The following is a 19,590-nucleotide window of genomic DNA, read 5'->3' on the forward strand; positions in this document are numbered from 1 at the left end:
TGTGTGTAAATCTAATATTCATGATTAAAAAAGATCCAACAAAAATGAGGAGCCCAAAATAAGACCTTTTAAATACAGAATACTATAGTAATTTATCAGCTATTTCCAACCAATTATTAGCTCGCTCATACCCCTGAGTGTGAATGTTATGGGGGGAAGTGAACAAAATTTTACGACCATTGAAATTTTCTAGATTGTAACTTCGATCGTCAATTAGGATATCACCAAACAAAATGTGTTTACTACCGCAAAGAATACGATTTTTCCAGTGGATAAATGGATAGTGCTTATCCAACCAATCACTTTTTTCTCGAAGGGAATTTGGAAATTGCATCGCCGCAGAAGCCACAAAAACATTGTATTTTAACGAAAGTTCCTTTAAGACTTCCTTGCTGTCTTTGATGGGTTCAAGTGCAGTAAAAAAACCATCAGTTCTAGCATGTTCATGAATACTGCGTTGTCGCACTTTTGGGACACACTGCCAAACTTCTTTGCCTATACAGTCCAATTCTGTAAGATTCTCATTAAATTCTGTATTATAACGGGATAGGTGAGCATTGTAGGTATCTGCAAACACCTCGTCCATATCGACAAATAGAGTCATTTTTTTTAGTTTTTTAAGCAGCGAAATTAATCATTTTTGTAGTAAAAATTAGTTTGTTTAATACATGATATTCGCTTTGCTATAAATAGGAAATTTATGTTTTATTTATAGCAAATAAATTTTAAAACCATATTTAAGGATTTGTTAGATAAATAAGCTTAATCATCAATATCAAAGAAGAAGTGTGAATCAATTACATTATTCCTTCTTCTTATTGAACAAACTGTCCATAATGGTCTTAATCGCATAAAAACCCAATGCAATCGCCCCAATGGCCAATAGTAACCCTGTAATAAGTACGGGAATGTATAGCGGATGCTCTTGATTTTTAAAAGCTTGATAGATAGCAAAGGGAGCAGCAAACATAAGAGTTACTGTAAAACCTAAATATTTAACCCCTTTTAATAGTAGATCCTTATTCGTGTGCATTAAGGCAAGATTTAGTGACCCTACGAATTTAGTAATAATATGTATATTTAAGTATATTATAACTATTAATGAATTCTGATTTTACATTGTTTCCTTATAATATCTTGAATAAATAAAGTCATGAAAATTTTACTGATTCCAGATAAGTTTAAAGGTTCTGTAACCGCGGAGGGTGTCATAAAGGCGTTGTCCAAAGGCATACTCAAATCTATGCCGGAAACAAAGGTTTTCAAAGTAATGGCCTCTGATGGCGGTGATGGCTTTTTGGATGCCATACAAAACTATATATCCTTGGAAAGGGTAGAGGGAGATACCATTGATCCCTTGGGCAGACCTAGCAGGGCATATTATTTATACAATGAATCAAATAGTACGGCTTATGTGGAACTGGCAAAAGCTTCGGGAATTGAACTGCTTTCCAATGCTGATCTAAATGTTATGGAAACATCAACCATTGGAACAGGAATTCAGATCAAAGATGCTATTACGAGAGGTGCTAAGAACATTATTATAGGTTTAGGTGGCAGTGCAACAAATGATGGTGGAACGGGGATAGCGCATGCTTTGGGATATCGGTTTATGGATGACAAGGACAACCTACTGGCCCCAAAAGGAAAGAATTTGAGTCTTATTTCCAAAATATCAAAAATGGATGATTCATTTTGGAAAGGGATATCCTTTACGGCAGTCAATGATGTGACCAATCCTTTATTTGGAAAGGAAGGAGCTGCATATGTCTATGCCAAACAAAAGGGAGCCGATAGTGGTCAGATTGAATCGTTGGACGAAGGTTTGAGAAATTTGGCCTACACAGTACAAAATACAATGGGGGTAGACCATGCATTGCTTCCTGGGACAGGGGCAGCGGGAGGTACGGCCTATGGATTGAAAACCTTTTTCAACGCTGAATTTATCAGTGGAATAGAATTTCTTTTTAAATTGGCAGGAATTCCACAGTTGTTAAAAGAAACATCCATTGATTATATCATTACCGGCGAAGGAAAGATAGATGAACAAACACTTCACGGAAAATTGATAAAAGGTGTCATGGATATTGGTTTACAATATAGCATTCCAGTAATTGCAGTGTGTGGAAAGTTAGCTATTGATCCTATAGAATTAAAAAAGAAAGGCTTAATGGCAGTATTGGAAGTTTTAGATACCACTAAACCTTTGCAATATAGTATGGATAACGCGTCTAAATTAATAGAAAAAACTATTTTTAATTATTTCGAGAACCAAAAGTCAATCTAAAACCAAAGTGCCTATGAATGTTTTTATCGTTCTTTTATTGGTGATAATTTTTATCATTTTTGCCACTATAAAACTAAAAACACATCCTCTATTTTCATTAATCATCGCCGCTTTGATGGCGGGTGGTATGCTCGGGATGAAGTGCGAAGTGATTTTGGAGACGATTGCCGAAGGTTTTGGAAAGACCCTGTCCAGTATTGGACTTATCATTGCGTTCGGGACGGTTATTGGAATATTCTTGGAAAAAACTAATGGAACCAAGGTCATGGCGAATACCATTCTAAAAATAGTGGGACTTAAACGCTCTCCTTTAGCAATGAACATCACTGGGTTTGTGGTTTCTATCCCTGTTTTCTGTGATTCAGGTTTTATCATTCTATCCTCATTGAACAAAGCTTTAAGCAAAAAGACGGGCATATCCCTAGTTGTGTTTGCCGTGGCATTGGCAACGGGTCTATATGCTTCCCATGTTTTTGTTCCGCCCACACCAGGACCCTTGGCAGCAGCTGCAGTACTAGGGGCAGATTTGGGATTGGTAATGTTATTAGGTCTTTCTGTTGCCATTCCTGTATCTCTAGTTGGTTTTCTTTGGGCTAATTATATAGGAAGAAAACTTGTTTCTGGATTAGAAGAAAAAGATGACGTTGATAATAACTCCAAAAGTGAAAAAGAAGCTGAATATACGGTAAGTACATTGTCGGCATTTTTACCGCTAATGATTCCCATTCTCTTTATTGCTTTAAAATCGATTTTGGAATATCCTGGATTTCAATTGAAACCTAACAGTTTTATAAACACAATCAGTTTTCTAGGTAACCCCACTATAGCACTGCTCATAGGTGTTGTGTTTGCTTTTAATATGGGTAGGAAGGCTAGTTTAAAAATTCGTTATGACTGGGTGGTAAGCGCATTAAAGGAAGCCGGTCTTATCGTCTTGATTACGGGGGCGGGTGGTGCTTTTGGTAGTGTGTTGCGAGCAATGGATATAGCTAACTACATACCAATAAAAGCGGACATGCTTTTTGGTGGCATATTAATCGCTTTTTTTATAGCTGCCGTATTAAAAACGGCCCAAGGAAGTTCAACGGTAGCCATCATTACCGCAGCTGCAATTATGGCCCCTTTGCTTCCATCTTTGGGATTGGAAACGCCTATTTCCAAGGCATGTACCGTGCTTGCAATTGGGGCTGGTGCTATGACCGTCTCCCATGTAAACGACAGTTATTTTTGGGTGGTGTCCCAGTTCTCAAACATGGATGTAAAAACTGCTCTTAAAAGTCAGACTGTTGCCACTTTGTTCCAAGGTATAACCGGATTGGTATTGGTACTTGGAATTCAATATTTTTTGGGGTAATCAAATTCCTTATTCAATAACCAAAGAGAGTCTATTGGCTTCAGACATTGAAAAATACCCTAAAGGATAACCGTCAGGGTTTGTGGTATTGACCATGTTACCCCTAATGGTGGACGGTGCAGATTCAAATGGGCCACCTCCGTTTTGACCACTTTGGTCCAGTAAAATACTCATGTAGTTGTAAAATTGCTTATCTACGCCGTTGAGAGTAATAATTACTTCATTGCCGGGTTCAAGATCTTCATAAAAATAAGAAAACACAAATTGTTCTCCTTGATAAAAGCGATCTTCAGTAGGTAGATATAAATCAAAATCTAAATCAAATAAATAATAATCATCCCTACTACCAACGTCTGTAAATTTTACCAAGACCTCTGTTTCGTCACCTGTAAATAAAGTGCCGTCTCCCTGACTAATTTCGTCTATGGGAACAGACGGGATAAGGCGTACACTTCCTTTATAGGTCTTAGATTCGTAAAGTATGGTTAACTCATATTGATCATTAAAATTTGGAAGGTCAAAGGGTTGGGCTGGCTCATATATTCCGGTATTCCCATTTTCTTCGAATCCATAAATACTACCATCATCTAAATTGGTTATGAAAACTGTTGCATTGTTTGCGGGCGACAATTTTTCCTGAAAAAAGGGAGCGGATAATTTTAGGATAACAGACCCCTCCGTAGTCATAGGGGTTTCATTAAAAAATACACTGAAATTGGCATCTATGATCAATCTTGGTTCCGATGTTGGCAAATCGACCTGTATGACATCTTCACAACTTAAAAAAGCCATCATAAGGAGTATTATATAAAACCGTTTTGTTCCCATATTAAAATTTAAAATTATAGGTTACTGAAGGTACCAATCCAAAAATAGCGGTACGTATTGCTTCGTTACTTCCTGTATCCTGGTTCTGCTCAAAATTTATGGAGGCCGCATTTCGTCTGTTATAAATATTATAGATACTAAAAACCCATTCTCCCTGCAAGTTTCTATTTTTATTCTTACGTGGGGTAAGGGTAGCTGCAATATCCCATCTATGATAAGCGGGTAAACGCTGTTCATTGCGACCACCATAAACAGGTATTACTAAGCCTTTAAATTCATACTGGCCAATTGGGTAGTTTGTAGGTTGCCCGGTTTGAAAAATAAAATTACTATTAAAGCTCCATTTAGAATTCAATTCATAGGAGGCATTTATGGATATGTCATGTCTTTTGTCATATCCAGTAGCATACCAATTCCCCATATTAATTCCAGGTTCAAATGCAGTTCGTCCAGGTGTGCGTTGTTCAGATTTGGAAAGGGTATAGGCAACCCAACCTTGTAAGGCTCCCTCATTTTTATTTAAAGAGAACTCCAAGCCGTATGCTCTAGCCTGTCCGTTGAGTATAACCTGTTCTATTGCGTTGTTAGCGATTAAATCTGCACCGTCTATATAATCAATCCTATTATCAATGTCCTTATAAAAAATTTCGGCAGCAAGGGAGTATTCATTATCCTTAAAATTCTTGAAATATCCCAAGGCATATTGATCCAAAATTTGTGGTTTCACATAAGGTCCACTTGGGGTCCATACATCAAGTGGAGTAGGGGAGCTTGTATTGGACAATAGGCTTAAATATTGGGCCATGTGATTGTAACTCGCCTTAATTGAACTTTGGTCATTTAGTGCTAAAGCCAATGCCAATCTTGGTTCTAAAGTGTTAAAGGTTGCCAAACGTTCTGTTCGCTTGCTGCTTTCATTACCTATAGGTCTAGCTTTTTCATAAATTTGAAATTCATCATTGAATACCACTGGATTATTATCCTGATACGTATTTAGCTCATCCTGTCCAAGCCTCATAAAATTGCTCCATCGCAATCCATATTGTAAGGTTAGTTGGTCTGAAACTTGATGTTCTGCATCAATATAAGCTGCAAATTCATTGGCGTATTTTTGTGTCAATTGCTCGGCTATAATACCCGAATCTTCCCTGTTTGGTTCAATCTCCCCAGGATTAAAGTTGTAGTATATATTGTTTATGCCATAGTTTAATTGAAATGTATTGGATATGTATTGTTTAAAATCGTATTTAATATTGAAGTTTCGTATCCCTGAATTCCATTTGAAGCCTACAAAATCTAATTCTAATCCGTAGAAATAATCCGAATAAATCAAGGATAGATTTGAAAAGAGACGATCAGAAAATAAATGATTCCAACGCAAGTTAAAAACAGAATTGCCGTAAACGTTCACAAACCGTTCTGAGATACTGAAGACATCCCTTCCAAAATATCCAGAAAGGTAAATATTGTTGCTGTCGTCTATTTTATAGTTGAGTTTTGTATTTAGATCATAGAAATAGGCCTTGTTGTCATTATCAAACAATGGTAGAAGTAAATGAGCATAAGAGGCCCTACCACCAACAAGAAAGGCACTTCTGTCTTTTTCCAAAGGACCTTCTACCAGTAGTCTACTGGAAACAGCACCTATACCACCGCTAATCTTTAGCTCCTTACTATTACCATCTTTTTGATAGATATCTAATACAGAAGATAGTCTTCCGCCGTATTTAGCCGGGATACCTCCTTTGAACAACTTTATATCTTTGATTGCATCTGGATTAAAAACGGAAAAAAAGCCAAATAGGTGTGATGAATTGAAGATTATGGCTTCATCCAAGAGAATTAGGTTCTGATCTGCGGCCCCGCCTCTCACATTAAATCCAGAAGCGCCTTCGCCAGCACTGGTAACTCCTGGAAGTAGCAGAATAGATTTTATAACATCTGCCTCGCCCAAAACTACTGGAATCTTTTTTATAGTTCCTGCACTTAAGGTATTGACGCTCATTTGGGGTTTTCGGATATTCATTTTTTCAACATCCTCAACAAGAATTACCTCGTCTAATTCTTCGGCCTCTTCATTTAATTGAAAATTGATTTTAAGATTTTCGGTTAAGGAGATGGTTTGAACAACTTCTTTAAAACCTATAGCACTTATTTGTATTTCATATGTTCCATAGGGTAAAGTGATGGAGAAAAATCCATATTCGTTGCTTATCACACCTGTTTTTAATTCCGGTATAGCTACTGTTACCCCAATTAACGTTTCATTGCTACTCAATTCACTAATAGTTCCACTGAGTGTGTATTTCTGTTGAGAAAATGAACATAGGGAAAATAAAAGAAAACCAAAAATGACGGACCATAACTTGTGCTGCATTAAAACAATTTTTTGTTAAAAGTAAATAGAATAATTAGGGTCTGAAAAATGTTAACAGTTATTTAAAATAAAAAGGCCCAACATAACCTGTTGGGCCTTAATTTATAAGAAGGAAATATTTATATCTGATTCAAAATAGCATTGAAAGTAGCGCTTGGCCTCATTTCTTTTGCCATAAGCGTCACATTTGGCATATAATAACCACCAATGTCATTTGGTGTTCCTTGTGCCGCATTTAGCTCAGAAACAATTTTCGATTCATTTTCTTCCAATTCCTTAGCCACCTTTGTGAAAATAACTTTAAGTTCTTGGTCTTTATTCTGGTTGGCTAAGGCTTGAGCCCAGTATAGAGTCAAGTAGAAATGACTTCCCCTGTTGTCCAATTCGCCAACTTTTCTTGATGGAGATCTATTATTGTCCAAGAATTTTTCTGTAGCAATGTCTAAAGCATCTGCCAAAACAAAAGCTTTTTCATTGTTGTTCTTTTCAGCATAGTGTTCCAAAGAAACGCCAAGCGCCAAGAATTCACCTAGTGAATCCCATCTGAGGTGGCCTTCTTCCAGAAACTGCTCTACATGTTTAGGAGCAGAACCACCAGCACCTGTTTCAAACAGTCCCCCACCATTCATTAAAGGAACTATGGAAAGCATCTTAGCACTAGTACCTACCTCTAATATTGGAAATAGATCTGTTAGGTAATCTCTTAATACGTTCCCAGTAATAGAGATGGTATCTTCTCCCGCTTTTAATCTTTTTAAGGTGAATAACGTTGCCTTGTTAGGCGATAGTATGCGAATATCTAGTCCAGAAGTATCATAACTGGGTAGATATGCATTCACCTTTTTGATGAGCTCAATATCATGAGCCCTATTTTCGTCCAACCAAAATACAGCAGGAGTTCCTGTAGCCTTAGTTCTAGAAACGGCTAGTTTTATCCAATCTTGGATAGGAGCATCTTTTACTAGGCACATTCTCCAGATATCACCTGCTTCCACTTTGTGCTGTATGAGGATATTTCCAGAATTAGCGTCAACAACGTTTACGGTGCCGTTAGCCTCTATCTCAAAAGTTTTATCATGCGAACCGTACTCTTCTGCTTTTTGAGCCATAAGACCAACATTAGGAACAGTTCCCATTGTTCTTGGATCAAAGGCGCCGTTCTCTTTACAGAATTGAATAGTCGTTTCAAAAACACCAGCATAACAACTATCAGGGATAATAGCCTTGGTATCTTGGGCTTTCCCTTGGGCATTCCACATTTTACCTGAATTGCGAATCATGGCGGGCATAGACGCATCTACAATAATATCACTAGGCACATGTAGGTTGGTAATACCCTTTTCAGAATTTACCATAGCCAAGTCTGGACCGTTTGTAATGGCAGCTTCAATATCTGTCTCAATTTCCATTCTTTGGGCCTTTGGAAGCTCTGACAATTTACTTAATAGGTTTTCTAGTCCATCATTGGCATTCACCCCAATTTTCTTGAAGGTCTCTGAATGCTTAGCAAAAACCGATTCAAAAAAGACCTCTACAGCATGTCCAAAAATAATAGGATCGGAAACCTTCATCATGGTAGCCTTCATGTGTAGGGAAAACAAAACGCCCTTTTTCTTGGCATCGATTACCTGCTCTTTTAAGAAATTCAATAATGCCTTTTTATTCATTATTGTAGCATCGATAATTTCACCTGACAACAAGGAAATTTTATCCTTTAAAATTGTGGCAGATCCATCAGCTTTAACCAATTCAACCTTAATTGTGATTGCCTCGCCTATGGTTAATGATTTCTCATTGGATTTAAAATCACCATAATCCATTGTAGATACGTGAGATTTAGAATCTGCACTCCAAACACCCATGGAATGTGGGTTTTTTTTGGCGTAATTTTTTATTGCTTTTGGAGCTCTTCTATCTGAGTTTCCTTCTCTTAATACAGGGTTAACTGCACTTCCCTTAATTTTGTCATATCTAGACTTACTCTCTTTTTCTTCATCGTTCTTGGGCTCGTCCGGATAGCTGGGAACGGCGTACCCTTTTGATTGAAGTTCTTTAATAGCTTCTTTAAGCTGTGGTATGGAAGCAGAGATGTTTGGTAACTTTATGATATTGGCTTCTGGTGTTTTCGCCAATGCACCCAATTCGGCCAAATCATCTGAAATTCTTTGATTTATATTCAAAAAATCTGGGAATGTAGCTATTATTCTTCCAGCCAATGATATGTCTTTCGTATCAATGGTTATTCCGGAAGTTTTGGTAAATGCTTTAACAATGGGTAGAAATGATTCAGTAGCCAGCGCAGGGCCTTCATCAGTTTTAGTGTATATTATTTTTGGCATCTCATAAATTTAAATGTTTTAGCGGTGCAAATATACGATTTTCACATTGCCTAAAACCTTGTAAATATTTAATCTTTTTGCTAATTCTTTAGCAATAATGTTATTTAAAACTGTCCACTGTAGATAATTTCACAATGAAGGATTTAAAGTAAGGGAGACGATGTTTTTTTTTGTTAGATAGCTTCTTTTAAGTAGTGAAAATAAGTAATGAATAGGCCTTATTATAAAAGTCAGCTAATTGTTTAAAATAACAAAAGCCATATCATTGTACGAGTACATTGACATGGCTTTTTAGAAATAGCTTTCAAACTGTGTGTTCTGTAATTCTTACAGAACGGCAACCATTGATTGCCTTTGATCCACTATTTCAACGTTTGAAACATATTGAGTTCTTAAGTATAAAACCAAGTAACTACTTCTTGTTTCTTCTCATTGTTTTAACATATTAATGTCTTTTTGATCCACTTTATATTGAATCCGTATACACATTATAGTTATCTTCAGTACCGATTGCATGTGCCATTGGTAATAAGAAACTTCTTAAAATGAATGTACATTGCTGTATTTTTATCTTTAGAAGCAAAACAATAATATAAAGAACGCAAACTTTATAATGATTTGGAGTCCTCTTAAAAAGATTTTTCCTTAAATCATTATGTAATATACGTATAATATTTTAGTCTGAAGTATTTTTATAAGTAATTAACTATCAAAACTCTATGAACATAGGCTATGAACAATTGTTGAAAACAAAAAATCCACCAAGAAGGTGGATTTTTTAATATATGAAGGGTAAAAAAGTTACATTCTAACCTCTTTAATTCTTGCTTTCTTACCTGTAAGGCCTCTAAAGTAGTAAATACGAGCTCTACGTACTTTACCTTTTTTGTTAACTTCTACTTTTTGCAAAGCAGGCATATTTACTGGAAAGATACGCTCTACACCTACAGTACCAGACATTTTACGGATAGTAAATGTTTCTGTGGTTCCGGATCCTTTTCTTTGTATAACAACCCCTTTAAAGAATTGGGTACGGGTCTTTTCACCTTCCTTAATCTCATAGTACACAGTGATTGTGTCTCCTGCTGAGAATTTTGGAAAGTCCTTCTTAGGAACAAATTCGTCTTGAACAAATTTAATTAATGATTCCATCTTGTTTTTATTTTTATAGTTTTTTAAAATCAACATCCACGGATATCGCCAGAGGTTAATTTTAACAGAATGCAAAATTACTTTATTAATTATAATTTACAACTTATTTTTATTCTTTTTTGAAATCTATATCATTTATTTACTCTAAAAGATCGGGTCTAAGTTTTTCTGTGCGCTTCATTGCTTCATCTTCTCGCCATTTTTCGATTTTAGGAAAGTTACCACTAAGTAAAATTTCGGGTACTTTTAAGCCCTTATAATCTGAAGGACGCGTATAAACAGGTGGTGCTAGGAGGTTATCTTGAAAACTATCGGTCAAGGCAGAAGTCTCATTGTTTAATACTCCAGGAATTAGTCGGATAATGGTGTCGCAAAGAACTGCGGCTCCTAATTCTCCGCCCGAGAGGACGTAATCGCCAATAGAGATTTCCCTTGTGATTAAGGTGTCTCTAACTCTTTGGTCCACTCCTTTATAATGTCCGCAAAGAATAATTATATTTTCTTTCAAGGAAATGCGGTTTGCCATTCTCTGGTTCAAGGTCCCCCCGTCAGGGGTCATGTATATAATCTCGTCATAGTTTCTTTCGGCTTTGAGCTTGGTGATACATTTGTCTATGGGCTCTATCATCAGCACCATTCCCGCACCTCCACCAAATTGGTAATCATCTACTTGGTTATAGCTTAATTCCGTATAATCTCTAAGGTTGTGAAAATGAACCTCCACTAAATTCTTTTCTATGGCTCTTTTCATTATTGAAGCTTCGAACGGACTTGTCATTAGCTCTGGTAAAACCGTGATAATATCAATACGCATTAGGATGTTTCTTTAAAAGATGGTGTAAAGATACATTTTATGGTCTTTGTTTATAACACGGAAAGGAATAGAATCAAGAGAAATCGCTTACAGCATACGGATTAATTCAACAAAATAAAAAAAGCTCCGTTAGGAGCTTTTTTTATTTTGTTTTCTTGTGCTTGTTAAGTTCGTCTTGTAGTTGTCTACTAATTTTCTGTTCCCGCTCCAAAGATCTTCTTCTATGATCTTCATATTCAAGTTCTAGATCTGAAAGTCCGGTTTTGGCCTCTTGGGTCAAAATATTGCTTTGTCTAAATTTGTATATGAAAAATATCAACAACAATAATAAGCCAGTAATTATGGTCCATAACATGAAGGCGTAAGTACCTTTAGCAATCATAATACCCAAAAAGGAAATACTGTCCTTTTCTTTATTAACCTTTATTAGATTATTAGAAGTTTCATCCAGCTTTTTATTAAGGGAATTTATGGTTACTTCACTTTCTGTAATCGTAGCATTTAGTTCAGCAGCCTTTTTAGTATAAACGTTTAGGCTATCCAATACATTTTGTCTCAACTTTTCTATAAAAGTCAATTTAACTACTTCATATCTAATCCCATTAGCGTTGTAGTTTCCAGATTTTGAAGTAAGATATTCAAATTGACTGCTTATTGGTCCGCTATCTAAAGATTGACTTTCTTCCTCTTGAACCTGTTCCTCTTGTGTTTCCTGTGCAAATTGTAGATTAAACGACAATAGGGCAAATGCAATAAATAGGACTTTGTGAATTTTCATTTATTATATGCTTCTTGTTATTAATGAGTACGTCTGGACTAAAGTAAATTAATATTGTTAAATATTAAAACATATTAAACAATACCTTATTATATACGGACAAAATATAAAATCGGACTACAAAAATCGAATTTTGATGATTGTAGTCCTATTAGAAATTAACCAGAACTTATTTATAAGGATAATACCTACTATTAATAGTAGGTATACCTTCTTACTTTGGAGATATATTTTGCCAAACGAATAACTTGATGGGAATACCCATATTCATTGTCATACCAAATATACAGGACTATATTTTTACCGTCAGCAGAGACTATTGTAGCCGTACTATCATAAACGGAAGGGGCATTGGTTCCAATAATGTCAGTAGAAACTAATTCGTTACTTAAGGAATATTTAATTTGCTCTACTAGAGCACCTTCCAGAGAGTATTTCTTTACGATATTGTTTAGATCCTCTTTTGTTGTCTTATTTTTTATTTCCAAATTTAGAATGGCAAGGGAGCCATTGGGAACCGGAACGCGAATAGCATTGGAGGTAAGCTTTCCTTTTAAACTAGGTAAAGCTTTAGCAACAGCAACGCCTGCGCCTGTCTCTGTGATGACCATATTTAATGCAGCAGCTCTTCCACGTCTGTACTTACTGTGCATGTTATCTACCAAATTCTGGTCGTTTGTATAGGCATGAATGGTTTCTAAATGTCCTTTTTTAATACCTAAAGAATCTTCTATTACCTTTAAAATAGGGGTGATGGCATTAGTAGTACAAGAAGCCGCGGAATATATTTTTGTAGTATCTGGGTCGTATTCATTATGGTTTACACCGTGAACGATATTTGGGATTTCTTTGCAAGGTGCAGTTAATAAAACTTTAGAGGCACCTTTAGAAGTTAAATGTCTAGTGAGTGCTTCTTTATCTCTAAAAGCCCCCGTGTTATCAATAACCAAAGCTCCATAAATGCCGTATTTTGTGTAGTCTATATCTTCTGGCTTATCTGCGCTAATGATATGAACAGTGGTACCGTTGATCAATAGCGCCTCATTTGCAACATCAACATCTACGGTCCCCCTAAATTGACCATGAACAGAATCTGTTCGTAATAAATTAGCCCTTTTCTCAAGAATTTCAGCGTTTACCGTTCCTCTGGTGACGATGGCGCGGAGTCTAAGTTGACTCCCTTTGCCGGTTTTAGCCATCAATTCTCTGGCTACAAGTCTTCCAATTCTACCAAAACCGTAGAGCACTACATCCTTTGGTTTTATTTCTTTACTGCTGCTAGCATCTTTTAATTTATCCACAACAAAAGCCTTTACATTATTGTAGTTGTTTTCATCGGAATGATACTCAAAAGTCAGTTTCCCTATATCTAGTTTAGAAGGAGGTAAATTCAAGTCATAAATGGCTCTTAGGATCTCAACAGAGTCGAAAATAGAAATTGGTTTTTGTACAAACTGTACAGCGTATTCATGTAAATTAATGATGTCGCTAACATTCTTATCTATAATCTGGTTTTTAAAAAGTACTACCTCAATGGAGCTATCGTACCATAGGTCACTAGTGATTTTAATAAATTCGGTGGTTGCTTTTCTCCTGTCGGCTTGGAATGCTAATTCTTTCTCGTATTTGTTGGGACTCATTAAATTGGTTTGAAACTGTTAAATTTTGGCAAAAATATAAATTTCAATCGATTTCGTTAAACATTTGTTCAATAAAAAAAAGCGCTTTTTTAAGAGCGCTTTTTTTTATTGATAGTTGGTCTATTGAAAAATTCGGCGTACCCGCTCGCCTTTTTCGTTGATTATCGTAATACTAGTATTACTATATTTGGAAATATTGCTAAATAGATTTTTAGCATCTGAAATATCATCAATCTCATTGTTCTCAACAGCTAGTAAAACTTTACCCTCAAGATCATACCCTCTATAAGTTTCAGGAACACCAATAATTTTAACCCCCTTTTTAGTCTTGAATTTCTTTTGATCCTCTTTGTTGAGATTTTTAACTTCTAGGCCCAATTCTGGGATCACCAAGGTTTGCCTTTCTTTTAAAATGACTGGAACCTCCATCATTTCACCTTCTCTGTCTATGGTCACTTGAATTTTATCTCCAGGTCTCTTTGTAGATATATAGCCCACTAGATCAGGAAATTTGTGAACTACAATATCATCAACTTTTTTAAGGACGTCCCCTTCTTGCAGCTTGGCATCAAAAGCACCAGAATCTTCTTCTACGCCTGCTATATATACACCATCTACATCATTAATACCTTTGTTAAGAGCGTAAGGGGTAGAGGTTCGTATTGAATTGATGCCAAGGATACCTTTCTGAACGTTTCCGTACTCCATAATATCCTCCACAACTTTTTTTGCTATGTTGCTGGGTACTGCAAAGGAATATCCAACATAGGAACCCGTTTGTGAAGTTATTGCAGTATTGATTCCTATTAGGTCCCCATTGGTGTTCACCAATGCACCGCCGCTGTTGCCAGGATTTACCGCCGCATCAGTTTGGATAAAGGATTGATTGGTCATACCCCCAAGATCCCGTGCCTTAGCACTTACAATACCCGCTGTAACCGTAGATGTTAGGTTGAAAGGATTACCAACAGCTAGCACCCATTCTCCAATTTTAGCATTATCAGAATCACCGAATGCCAAATAGGGAAGCTTATCATTTGCATCTATTTTAAGCAGGGCAATATCCGAATTAGAGTCTGTACCTACTAATTCTGCTGTATACGTTTTATTATTATTTAGGGTCACCTGGAGTTGAGAGGCGTTTGCTATCACATGGTTATTTGTTACTATATAACCGTCAGAAGAAATGATAACTCCTGAACCTGTGCCAACTTGAGGCCTTTGACTCCCACCAGAACCGTAGAGGAACTCCGCAATAGTGGTGGGTCCACTGCTGATGGATACATTTTTAACGTGTACAACAGAATTGACCGTATTTTGAGCAGCAACGGTGAAATCTATTTCATTAATCCCAGCGCCCTTAGCAGAGGTTGGTAAATAACTTGTGTTGAAATAACCATTACCAGTATTCTCACTAACAACCACATAATTTGGCTTTTCTATGAATACCTTATAGCTTGTTAAGGTAATTGCACCTCCAAAAATGGAAACCAATAACAAAGTGATGATTTTTTTCATAATAATTAAATATTTTAAAATTTCTATAGAAGCAAAACTAATTCATTTATGTACTCATTATTTAGGTTTAACGTCTTTTTAACTGCTAAAATAACCTTAATAAATCTTTATATTTGCAGTAGAAAATTAGACATGAATCTTATATTTTATAAATATCAAGGAACAGGCAACGACTTTATCATAATTGATAATAGGGATACTGTTTTTCCTAAAAGCGACACCCAGTTGGTGGCTAGATTTTGTGATCGAAAATTTGGTATAGGTGCAGACGGACTTATTCTGTTAGAAAATGATGAACTGACCAATTTTAAGATGGTTTATTATAATTCGGACGGAAAGACAAGTACCATGTGCGGAAATGGAGGCAGGTGTTTGGTAGCCTTTGCCAAATATTTAGGAATTATAACAGATGAGGCTACTTTTATCGCCATAGATGGCCCTCACCACGCTACAATAGATGGTGAAGTAGTTAGTCTTCAGATGCAGGATGTAACCGAGGTACAAGAAAGAGAGGGTTTTTTATTTTTGGACACAGGCTCTCCACACCACGTGCAGTTGGTAAAGGATTTTCAGATAATAGATGTGCCTAAAGAGGGGGCGAAAATACGATATGGACTTTATGGAGAAAGAGGGAGCAATATAAACTTTGTTACCGCGGAGGGCCATGATATTTTTAATGTGAGAACTTATGAAAGAGGAGTTGAAGATGAAACATTATCCTGCGGAACTGGTGTTACAGCAGTAGCTTTGGCCATGCATAAGATTGGTAATGTCTCCGGAAATAAGGTGGAGATAAAGACTCCAGGAGGGTCTCTAAATGTTCATTTTGAGAGGGGAGAGATTGGGTATCATAATATCCATTTGATAGGCCCGGCAAAACAAGTTTTTAAAGGTGAGATCATATGTTGAGTTTAAAGGGAATACATGGCTATTTAAGGGCTCTGGAGCCAGAGGATTTGAATTTCTTGTATGAGTTGGAAAACAACACGCAAATTTGGGAAATTAGCGGTACCACTACGCCTTACTCCAAACACATTTTACAGCTCTATTTGGATAATGCCCACAAGGATATATACGAGGCCAAACAATTGCGATTATGTATATGCAATTCTGATGATAATGTAGTTGGGTTGATAGATTTATTTGATTTTGATCCCCATCATCATCGTGCCGGTATCGGTATTGTAATTTTAGAAGAAAAGGATAGAAATAAAGGTCTTGGACTTGAAGCTTTGCAGTTGTTAGAAAACTATGCCTTTGATGGATTACATTTACGACAATTATATGCAAATGTCTTAGAGGATAATGAGGCGAGTATTCATTTATTTAAAAAATTAGATTATCGTATAGTAGGGGAAAAGAAGGATTGGATTTTTCAGAATAAGAAATATAAGGATGAAATTTTATTTCAAAAGATAAATAAGTAATGTATATAAAGAAAATTTTACTGGCCATTCTCATAATAGGTCTAGTTGCTGGTGGCGCCTTTGCTTATATGGTTTATAATGCTGTTTTCTCTCCTAACACCAAATTCAACAATCAAGAGGCTTATATATTTATTAGAACAGGCGATGATTTTAACAACGTTAAGGAAATGTTGACTCCTTTAGTAAAGGACATGTCCACCTTTGAAAAGGTTGCGAAACGAAAGGGATATGCTTCCAATATACGAGGAGGAAAGTATCTTATCAAAAAAGGAATGAACAACAATGATATGGTGAATTCCCTTCGAAGTAAAAATATTCCAATTAGGGTGTCATTTAACAATCAAGAAACCTTGGCCCACTTGGCCGGAAGGATAGCTGCTCAATTGGAACCAGACAGTCTAACCTTATTGGAAAGCTTTAATGATTTCGACTTTTTAAAAGTCAAGGGTTTTTCCAATGAGACAAAATTGGCTATGTATATTCCAAATAGTTATGAATTTTTCTGGAATTCATCATCTGAAAGTTTTAGGGATAGGATGCTAAAGGAATACGATAGGTTTTGGAATACTGAGAGAATGCAGAAGGCTGAAACGTTGGGAATGAAACCCAATGAAGTTATAACCTTGGCATCTATTGTACACAAGGAAACTGCAAAGGTAGACGAAAGGCCTAGGGTTGCCGGCGTTTATCTTAATAGGCTAAAGGTAGGCATGCTGTTGCAGGCAGATCCAACGGTTATCTATGCTTTAAAGTTAAATAGCGGTGATTTTAATACGATATATAAAAGAGTTCTTTACAAGGATCTAACTCTAGACTCTCCCTTTAATACTTATAAATATGGTGGTTTGCCACCAGGGCCCATTGCCATGCCTGATATTTCAGCAATAGATGCTGTCTTGAGTCCTGAGCAACATGACTATTACTATTTTGTAGCTAATGTGGAGAATTTCGGGTATCATAAATTTGCCAAAAACCTGGCCCAGCACAACAAAAATAAAGAACAATATGTACGCTGGATCAACGCCCAAAAGATAAATAGGTAAACCTATTATCCTGATTTTAAGACAATTTAGCTAAAAAATAGAACTTTTAATACAATCTTTGGTTTGTTAAGAGAAAATAGGGTGTATATTTGCTGCTAGAAATTTAAGCATCTCTTATTCAAGGGAATAAGTCTTAAGAAATCAAAACTATGAGAAGATGGATAAACGTCTTTTGTCCGCTAATCATGATTTTTATTTTAATGAGTTTTGGGTTTAATTCTGCTTCTAATAAAATAATGGAAGTACCCTTTACGCTTAAAGTAAATGAACCTACTGCAGTTTTGTTTCCCAAAAACAAAACTATTTTCAACCCTGTTATGGTGGCTCCTCCCTTTTTGGGGAGTTCGTATATCGGATTCAAGGAAGCTTTGGCTTTTAAGGAATCACAAGGGGATTATTTCACCATTAATGCCTTAGGGTACTTAGGGAAATACCAATTCGGAATTGGTACGTTGCAGTTGATGGGTGTCTACAATGCCACTCGTTTTATCAATGACCCCATGTTACAGGAAAGGGCATTTCATACCAACATTGCCAGGAACAAATGGATCTTAAGAAGAGATATCAAACGTTTTAATGGCAAACAAATTGGAGGTGTGAAGGTGACAGAGTCAGGAATCTTGGCTGCAGCGCATTTGGCTGGTGCCGGGAATGTAAAAAAGTTCTTGCGCTCTTTAGGAGAACATAATGTAAGTGATGAATTTGGAACAAGTATCGCCAATTATATGAGAAAATTTTCAGGGTACGATATATCATTTATTTCTCCAGTGCGGAATCCTAAAATTTAAATTTAATCTCGAAAATGAAAAAGAACCTTAGTATAAATGCTAAGGTTTTTTTATGCTTGAATGATAAAGATGGTTGGTCTTTTGTGCAGGTCCAGTGGTACATTTTGCCATTCAAGAACGCTCTTTGTTGCAATGTATTCCGTTGAGAGGGTAATGTCACAAGCAACGCACACCATACAACTATTAGAAAGAGTTTTCAATACATCGGCCATCAACTTATCATTTCTATAAGGAGTTTCAATAAATATCTGGGATTGGTTCAATTCCCTAGAAAGTTTTTCCATACGTTTAAGGGCACTCTTTCTTTCTGATCCATCAATAGGCAAGTAGCCATTAAATGCAAAACTTTGACCGTTCATGCCGCTAGCCATAAGGGCTAGAAGGATAGAGGATGGCCCAACTAGTGGAACAACTTGAATTCCTTTTTGATGAGCGAACCGCACAACTTCTGCACCGGGATCGGCAATGCCTGGACAACCGGCTTCGGAAATTATACCAACATTTTGGCCAAGAAGGCAAGGTTCCAAAAAAGTAGGAATTGCTTCGGGTTCCGTAAACTTATTCAGTAATTCTAAATGAAGGTCAGGCTGGGATTTTTTGGAATAAATCTTCTTTATGAAATGTCTTGCTGTTTTTTCATTCTCAACAATGTAATAGTCTATTTCTTCAATGGCTCTTTTTATGGAAATTGGTAAAACCTCTAGGGGCTCATTGTCACCTAGGGTAGTGGGTATTAAATACAGTTTACCTTTAACAATATCCTTTGGACTATCCATGTGTGCTTTTTATTTATGTTGTAATTGAAATGCAATTGCATCACAAGCCTTATCAATTAATTTGTAGACCTTTTCAAATCCTGCTTCGGCATCGTAATATGGATCTGGTACTTCCTTGATATCTATGTTGATTTCATCCAGAAGTAATTTCACCTTTTTAATATCATTTTCATTTTTTGCTAAGGAGATAATATCTCTATAATTACTTCGGTCCATAGCATAAATGAAATTAAAATCACTAAAGTCTTCACGTGAAAATTTCCTAGAGCGTTGGTCATTAATATTTAAGCCATGCTTATGGGCCACTGCAATAGATCTGGTATCAGGCTTTTTTCCAATATGAAATCCAGCAGTGCCCGCTGATTCCACTACAACTTCATTTTGGTCTACTTTACTTTTTAGAATGCCTTCGGCCAATGGAGACCTGCAGATGTTTCCGAGGCATACCATTAAAACTTTCGTTTTCATA

Annotated in this window: 18 protein-coding genes; 6 read left to right on the plus strand and 12 right to left on the minus strand. The window is 36.3% G+C overall.

The window, feature by feature from the left end:
- Positions 1-82 precede the first annotated feature (82 nt).
- Both ABXZ36_RS06625 and ABXZ36_RS06630 read right to left on the minus strand, forming a co-directional pair.
- Complete coding sequence (locus ABXZ36_RS06625; protein WP_354614722.1) at positions 83-604, minus strand: 5' nucleotidase, NT5C type; 522 nt, start codon at positions 602-604, stop codon at positions 83-85.
- A gap of 198 nt (positions 605-802) precedes the next feature.
- Positions 803-1,033, minus strand: coding sequence for a DUF6095 family protein (locus ABXZ36_RS06630; RefSeq protein WP_354614723.1), 231 nt, complete (start codon positions 1,031-1,033; stop codon positions 803-805).
- Between the two features lie 120 nt (positions 1,034-1,153).
- Between ABXZ36_RS06630 and ABXZ36_RS06635 the strand changes: the two genes are divergently transcribed.
- Positions 1,154-2,287 (plus strand): glycerate kinase, encoded by a 1,134-nt coding sequence (locus ABXZ36_RS06635; protein ID WP_354614724.1) that lies wholly within the window; start codon positions 1,154-1,156, stop codon positions 2,285-2,287.
- Between the two features lie 13 nt (positions 2,288-2,300).
- Positions 2,301-3,641 carry a GntP family permease gene (locus ABXZ36_RS06640; protein WP_354614725.1) on the plus strand — a complete coding sequence of 447 codons (1,341 nt, stop codon included), beginning with the start codon at positions 2,301-2,303 and terminating at the stop codon, positions 3,639-3,641.
- Between the two features lie 9 nt (positions 3,642-3,650).
- Here ABXZ36_RS06640 and ABXZ36_RS06645 read toward each other — a convergent pair whose 3' ends face one another.
- From ABXZ36_RS06645 to ABXZ36_RS06680, 8 genes are all read right to left on the minus strand, one after another.
- Positions 3,651-4,436 (minus strand): DUF4249 family protein, encoded by a 786-nt coding sequence (locus ABXZ36_RS06645; protein ID WP_354614726.1) that lies wholly within the window; start codon positions 4,434-4,436, stop codon positions 3,651-3,653.
- Positions 4,437-4,470: 34 nt separating this feature from the next.
- Positions 4,471-6,846: a TonB-dependent receptor gene (locus ABXZ36_RS06650; protein WP_354614727.1), complete on the minus strand. Its 2,376-nt coding sequence runs from the start codon at positions 6,844-6,846 to the stop codon at positions 4,471-4,473.
- A 119-nt stretch (positions 6,847-6,965) separates the two neighbouring features.
- On the minus strand, positions 6,966-9,185 hold the full coding sequence (locus tag ABXZ36_RS06655) for an NADP-dependent isocitrate dehydrogenase (RefSeq protein WP_354614728.1): 2,220 nt from the start codon (positions 9,183-9,185) through the stop codon (positions 6,966-6,968).
- A gap of 801 nt (positions 9,186-9,986) precedes the next feature.
- Entirely contained in the window at positions 9,987-10,337 is a 351-nt protein-coding gene (rplS, locus tag ABXZ36_RS06660; RefSeq protein WP_062058907.1) for a 50S ribosomal protein L19, read from the minus strand.
- Between the two features lie 139 nt (positions 10,338-10,476).
- A complete protein-coding gene (gene trmD / locus ABXZ36_RS06665; protein ID WP_354614729.1) occupies positions 10,477-11,151 on the minus strand; it encodes a tRNA (guanosine(37)-N1)-methyltransferase TrmD in 675 nt (224 codons plus the stop codon).
- Positions 11,152-11,293: 142 nt separating this feature from the next.
- Positions 11,294-11,929, minus strand: a complete 636-nt coding sequence (locus ABXZ36_RS06670) for a tRNA (guanine-N1)-methyltransferase (RefSeq protein ID WP_354614730.1) — start codon at positions 11,927-11,929, stop codon at positions 11,294-11,296.
- Positions 11,930-12,123: 194 nt separating this feature from the next.
- Positions 12,124-13,569, minus strand: a complete 1,446-nt coding sequence (locus tag ABXZ36_RS06675; protein WP_354614731.1) for a glyceraldehyde-3-phosphate dehydrogenase — start codon at positions 13,567-13,569, stop codon at positions 12,124-12,126.
- Between the two features lie 120 nt (positions 13,570-13,689).
- Entirely contained in the window at positions 13,690-15,087 is a 1,398-nt protein-coding gene (locus tag ABXZ36_RS06680) for a S1C family serine protease (RefSeq protein ID WP_354614732.1), read from the minus strand.
- A gap of 132 nt (positions 15,088-15,219) precedes the next feature.
- Here ABXZ36_RS06680 and dapF point away from each other — a divergent pair, with 132 nt between their 5' ends.
- The 4 genes from dapF to ABXZ36_RS06700 all read left to right on the plus strand — a co-directional run bounded on the left by dapF (position 15,220) and on the right by ABXZ36_RS06700 (position 18,345).
- A complete protein-coding gene (gene dapF / locus ABXZ36_RS06685) occupies positions 15,220-15,996 on the plus strand; it encodes a diaminopimelate epimerase (RefSeq protein WP_354614733.1) in 777 nt (258 codons plus the stop codon).
- Entirely contained in the window at positions 15,990-16,514 is a 525-nt protein-coding gene (locus tag ABXZ36_RS06690; protein ID WP_354614734.1) for a GNAT family N-acetyltransferase, read from the plus strand. Before dapF ends, ABXZ36_RS06690 begins: the two co-directional genes overlap by 7 nt.
- The gene (gene mltG, locus ABXZ36_RS06695) at positions 16,514-17,557 is read left to right on the plus strand and encodes an endolytic transglycosylase MltG (protein WP_354614735.1); all 1,044 of its coding nucleotides are present in this window, start codon (positions 16,514-16,516) and stop codon (positions 17,555-17,557) included. The genes ABXZ36_RS06690 and mltG overlap by 1 nt, the downstream gene beginning before the upstream one ends.
- A 149-nt stretch (positions 17,558-17,706) precedes the next feature.
- Complete coding sequence (locus ABXZ36_RS06700) at positions 17,707-18,345, plus strand: hypothetical protein (protein ID WP_354614736.1); 639 nt, start codon at positions 17,707-17,709, stop codon at positions 18,343-18,345.
- Between the two features lie 50 nt (positions 18,346-18,395).
- Here ABXZ36_RS06700 and ABXZ36_RS06705 read toward each other — a convergent pair whose 3' ends face one another.
- Positions 18,396-19,121, minus strand: a complete 726-nt coding sequence (locus tag ABXZ36_RS06705) for an SAM-dependent methyltransferase (RefSeq protein WP_354614737.1) — start codon at positions 19,119-19,121, stop codon at positions 18,396-18,398.
- A gap of 9 nt (positions 19,122-19,130) precedes the next feature.
- Positions 19,131-19,589: a low molecular weight protein-tyrosine-phosphatase gene (locus ABXZ36_RS06710; RefSeq protein WP_354614738.1), complete on the minus strand. Its 459-nt coding sequence runs from the start codon at positions 19,587-19,589 to the stop codon at positions 19,131-19,133.
- Position 19,590 lies beyond the last annotated feature (1 nt).

It is taken from the genome of Sediminicola arcticus (assembly GCF_040566695.1).
Taxonomy (GTDB): Bacteria; Bacteroidota; Bacteroidia; order Flavobacteriales; family Flavobacteriaceae; genus Sediminicola; species Sediminicola arcticus.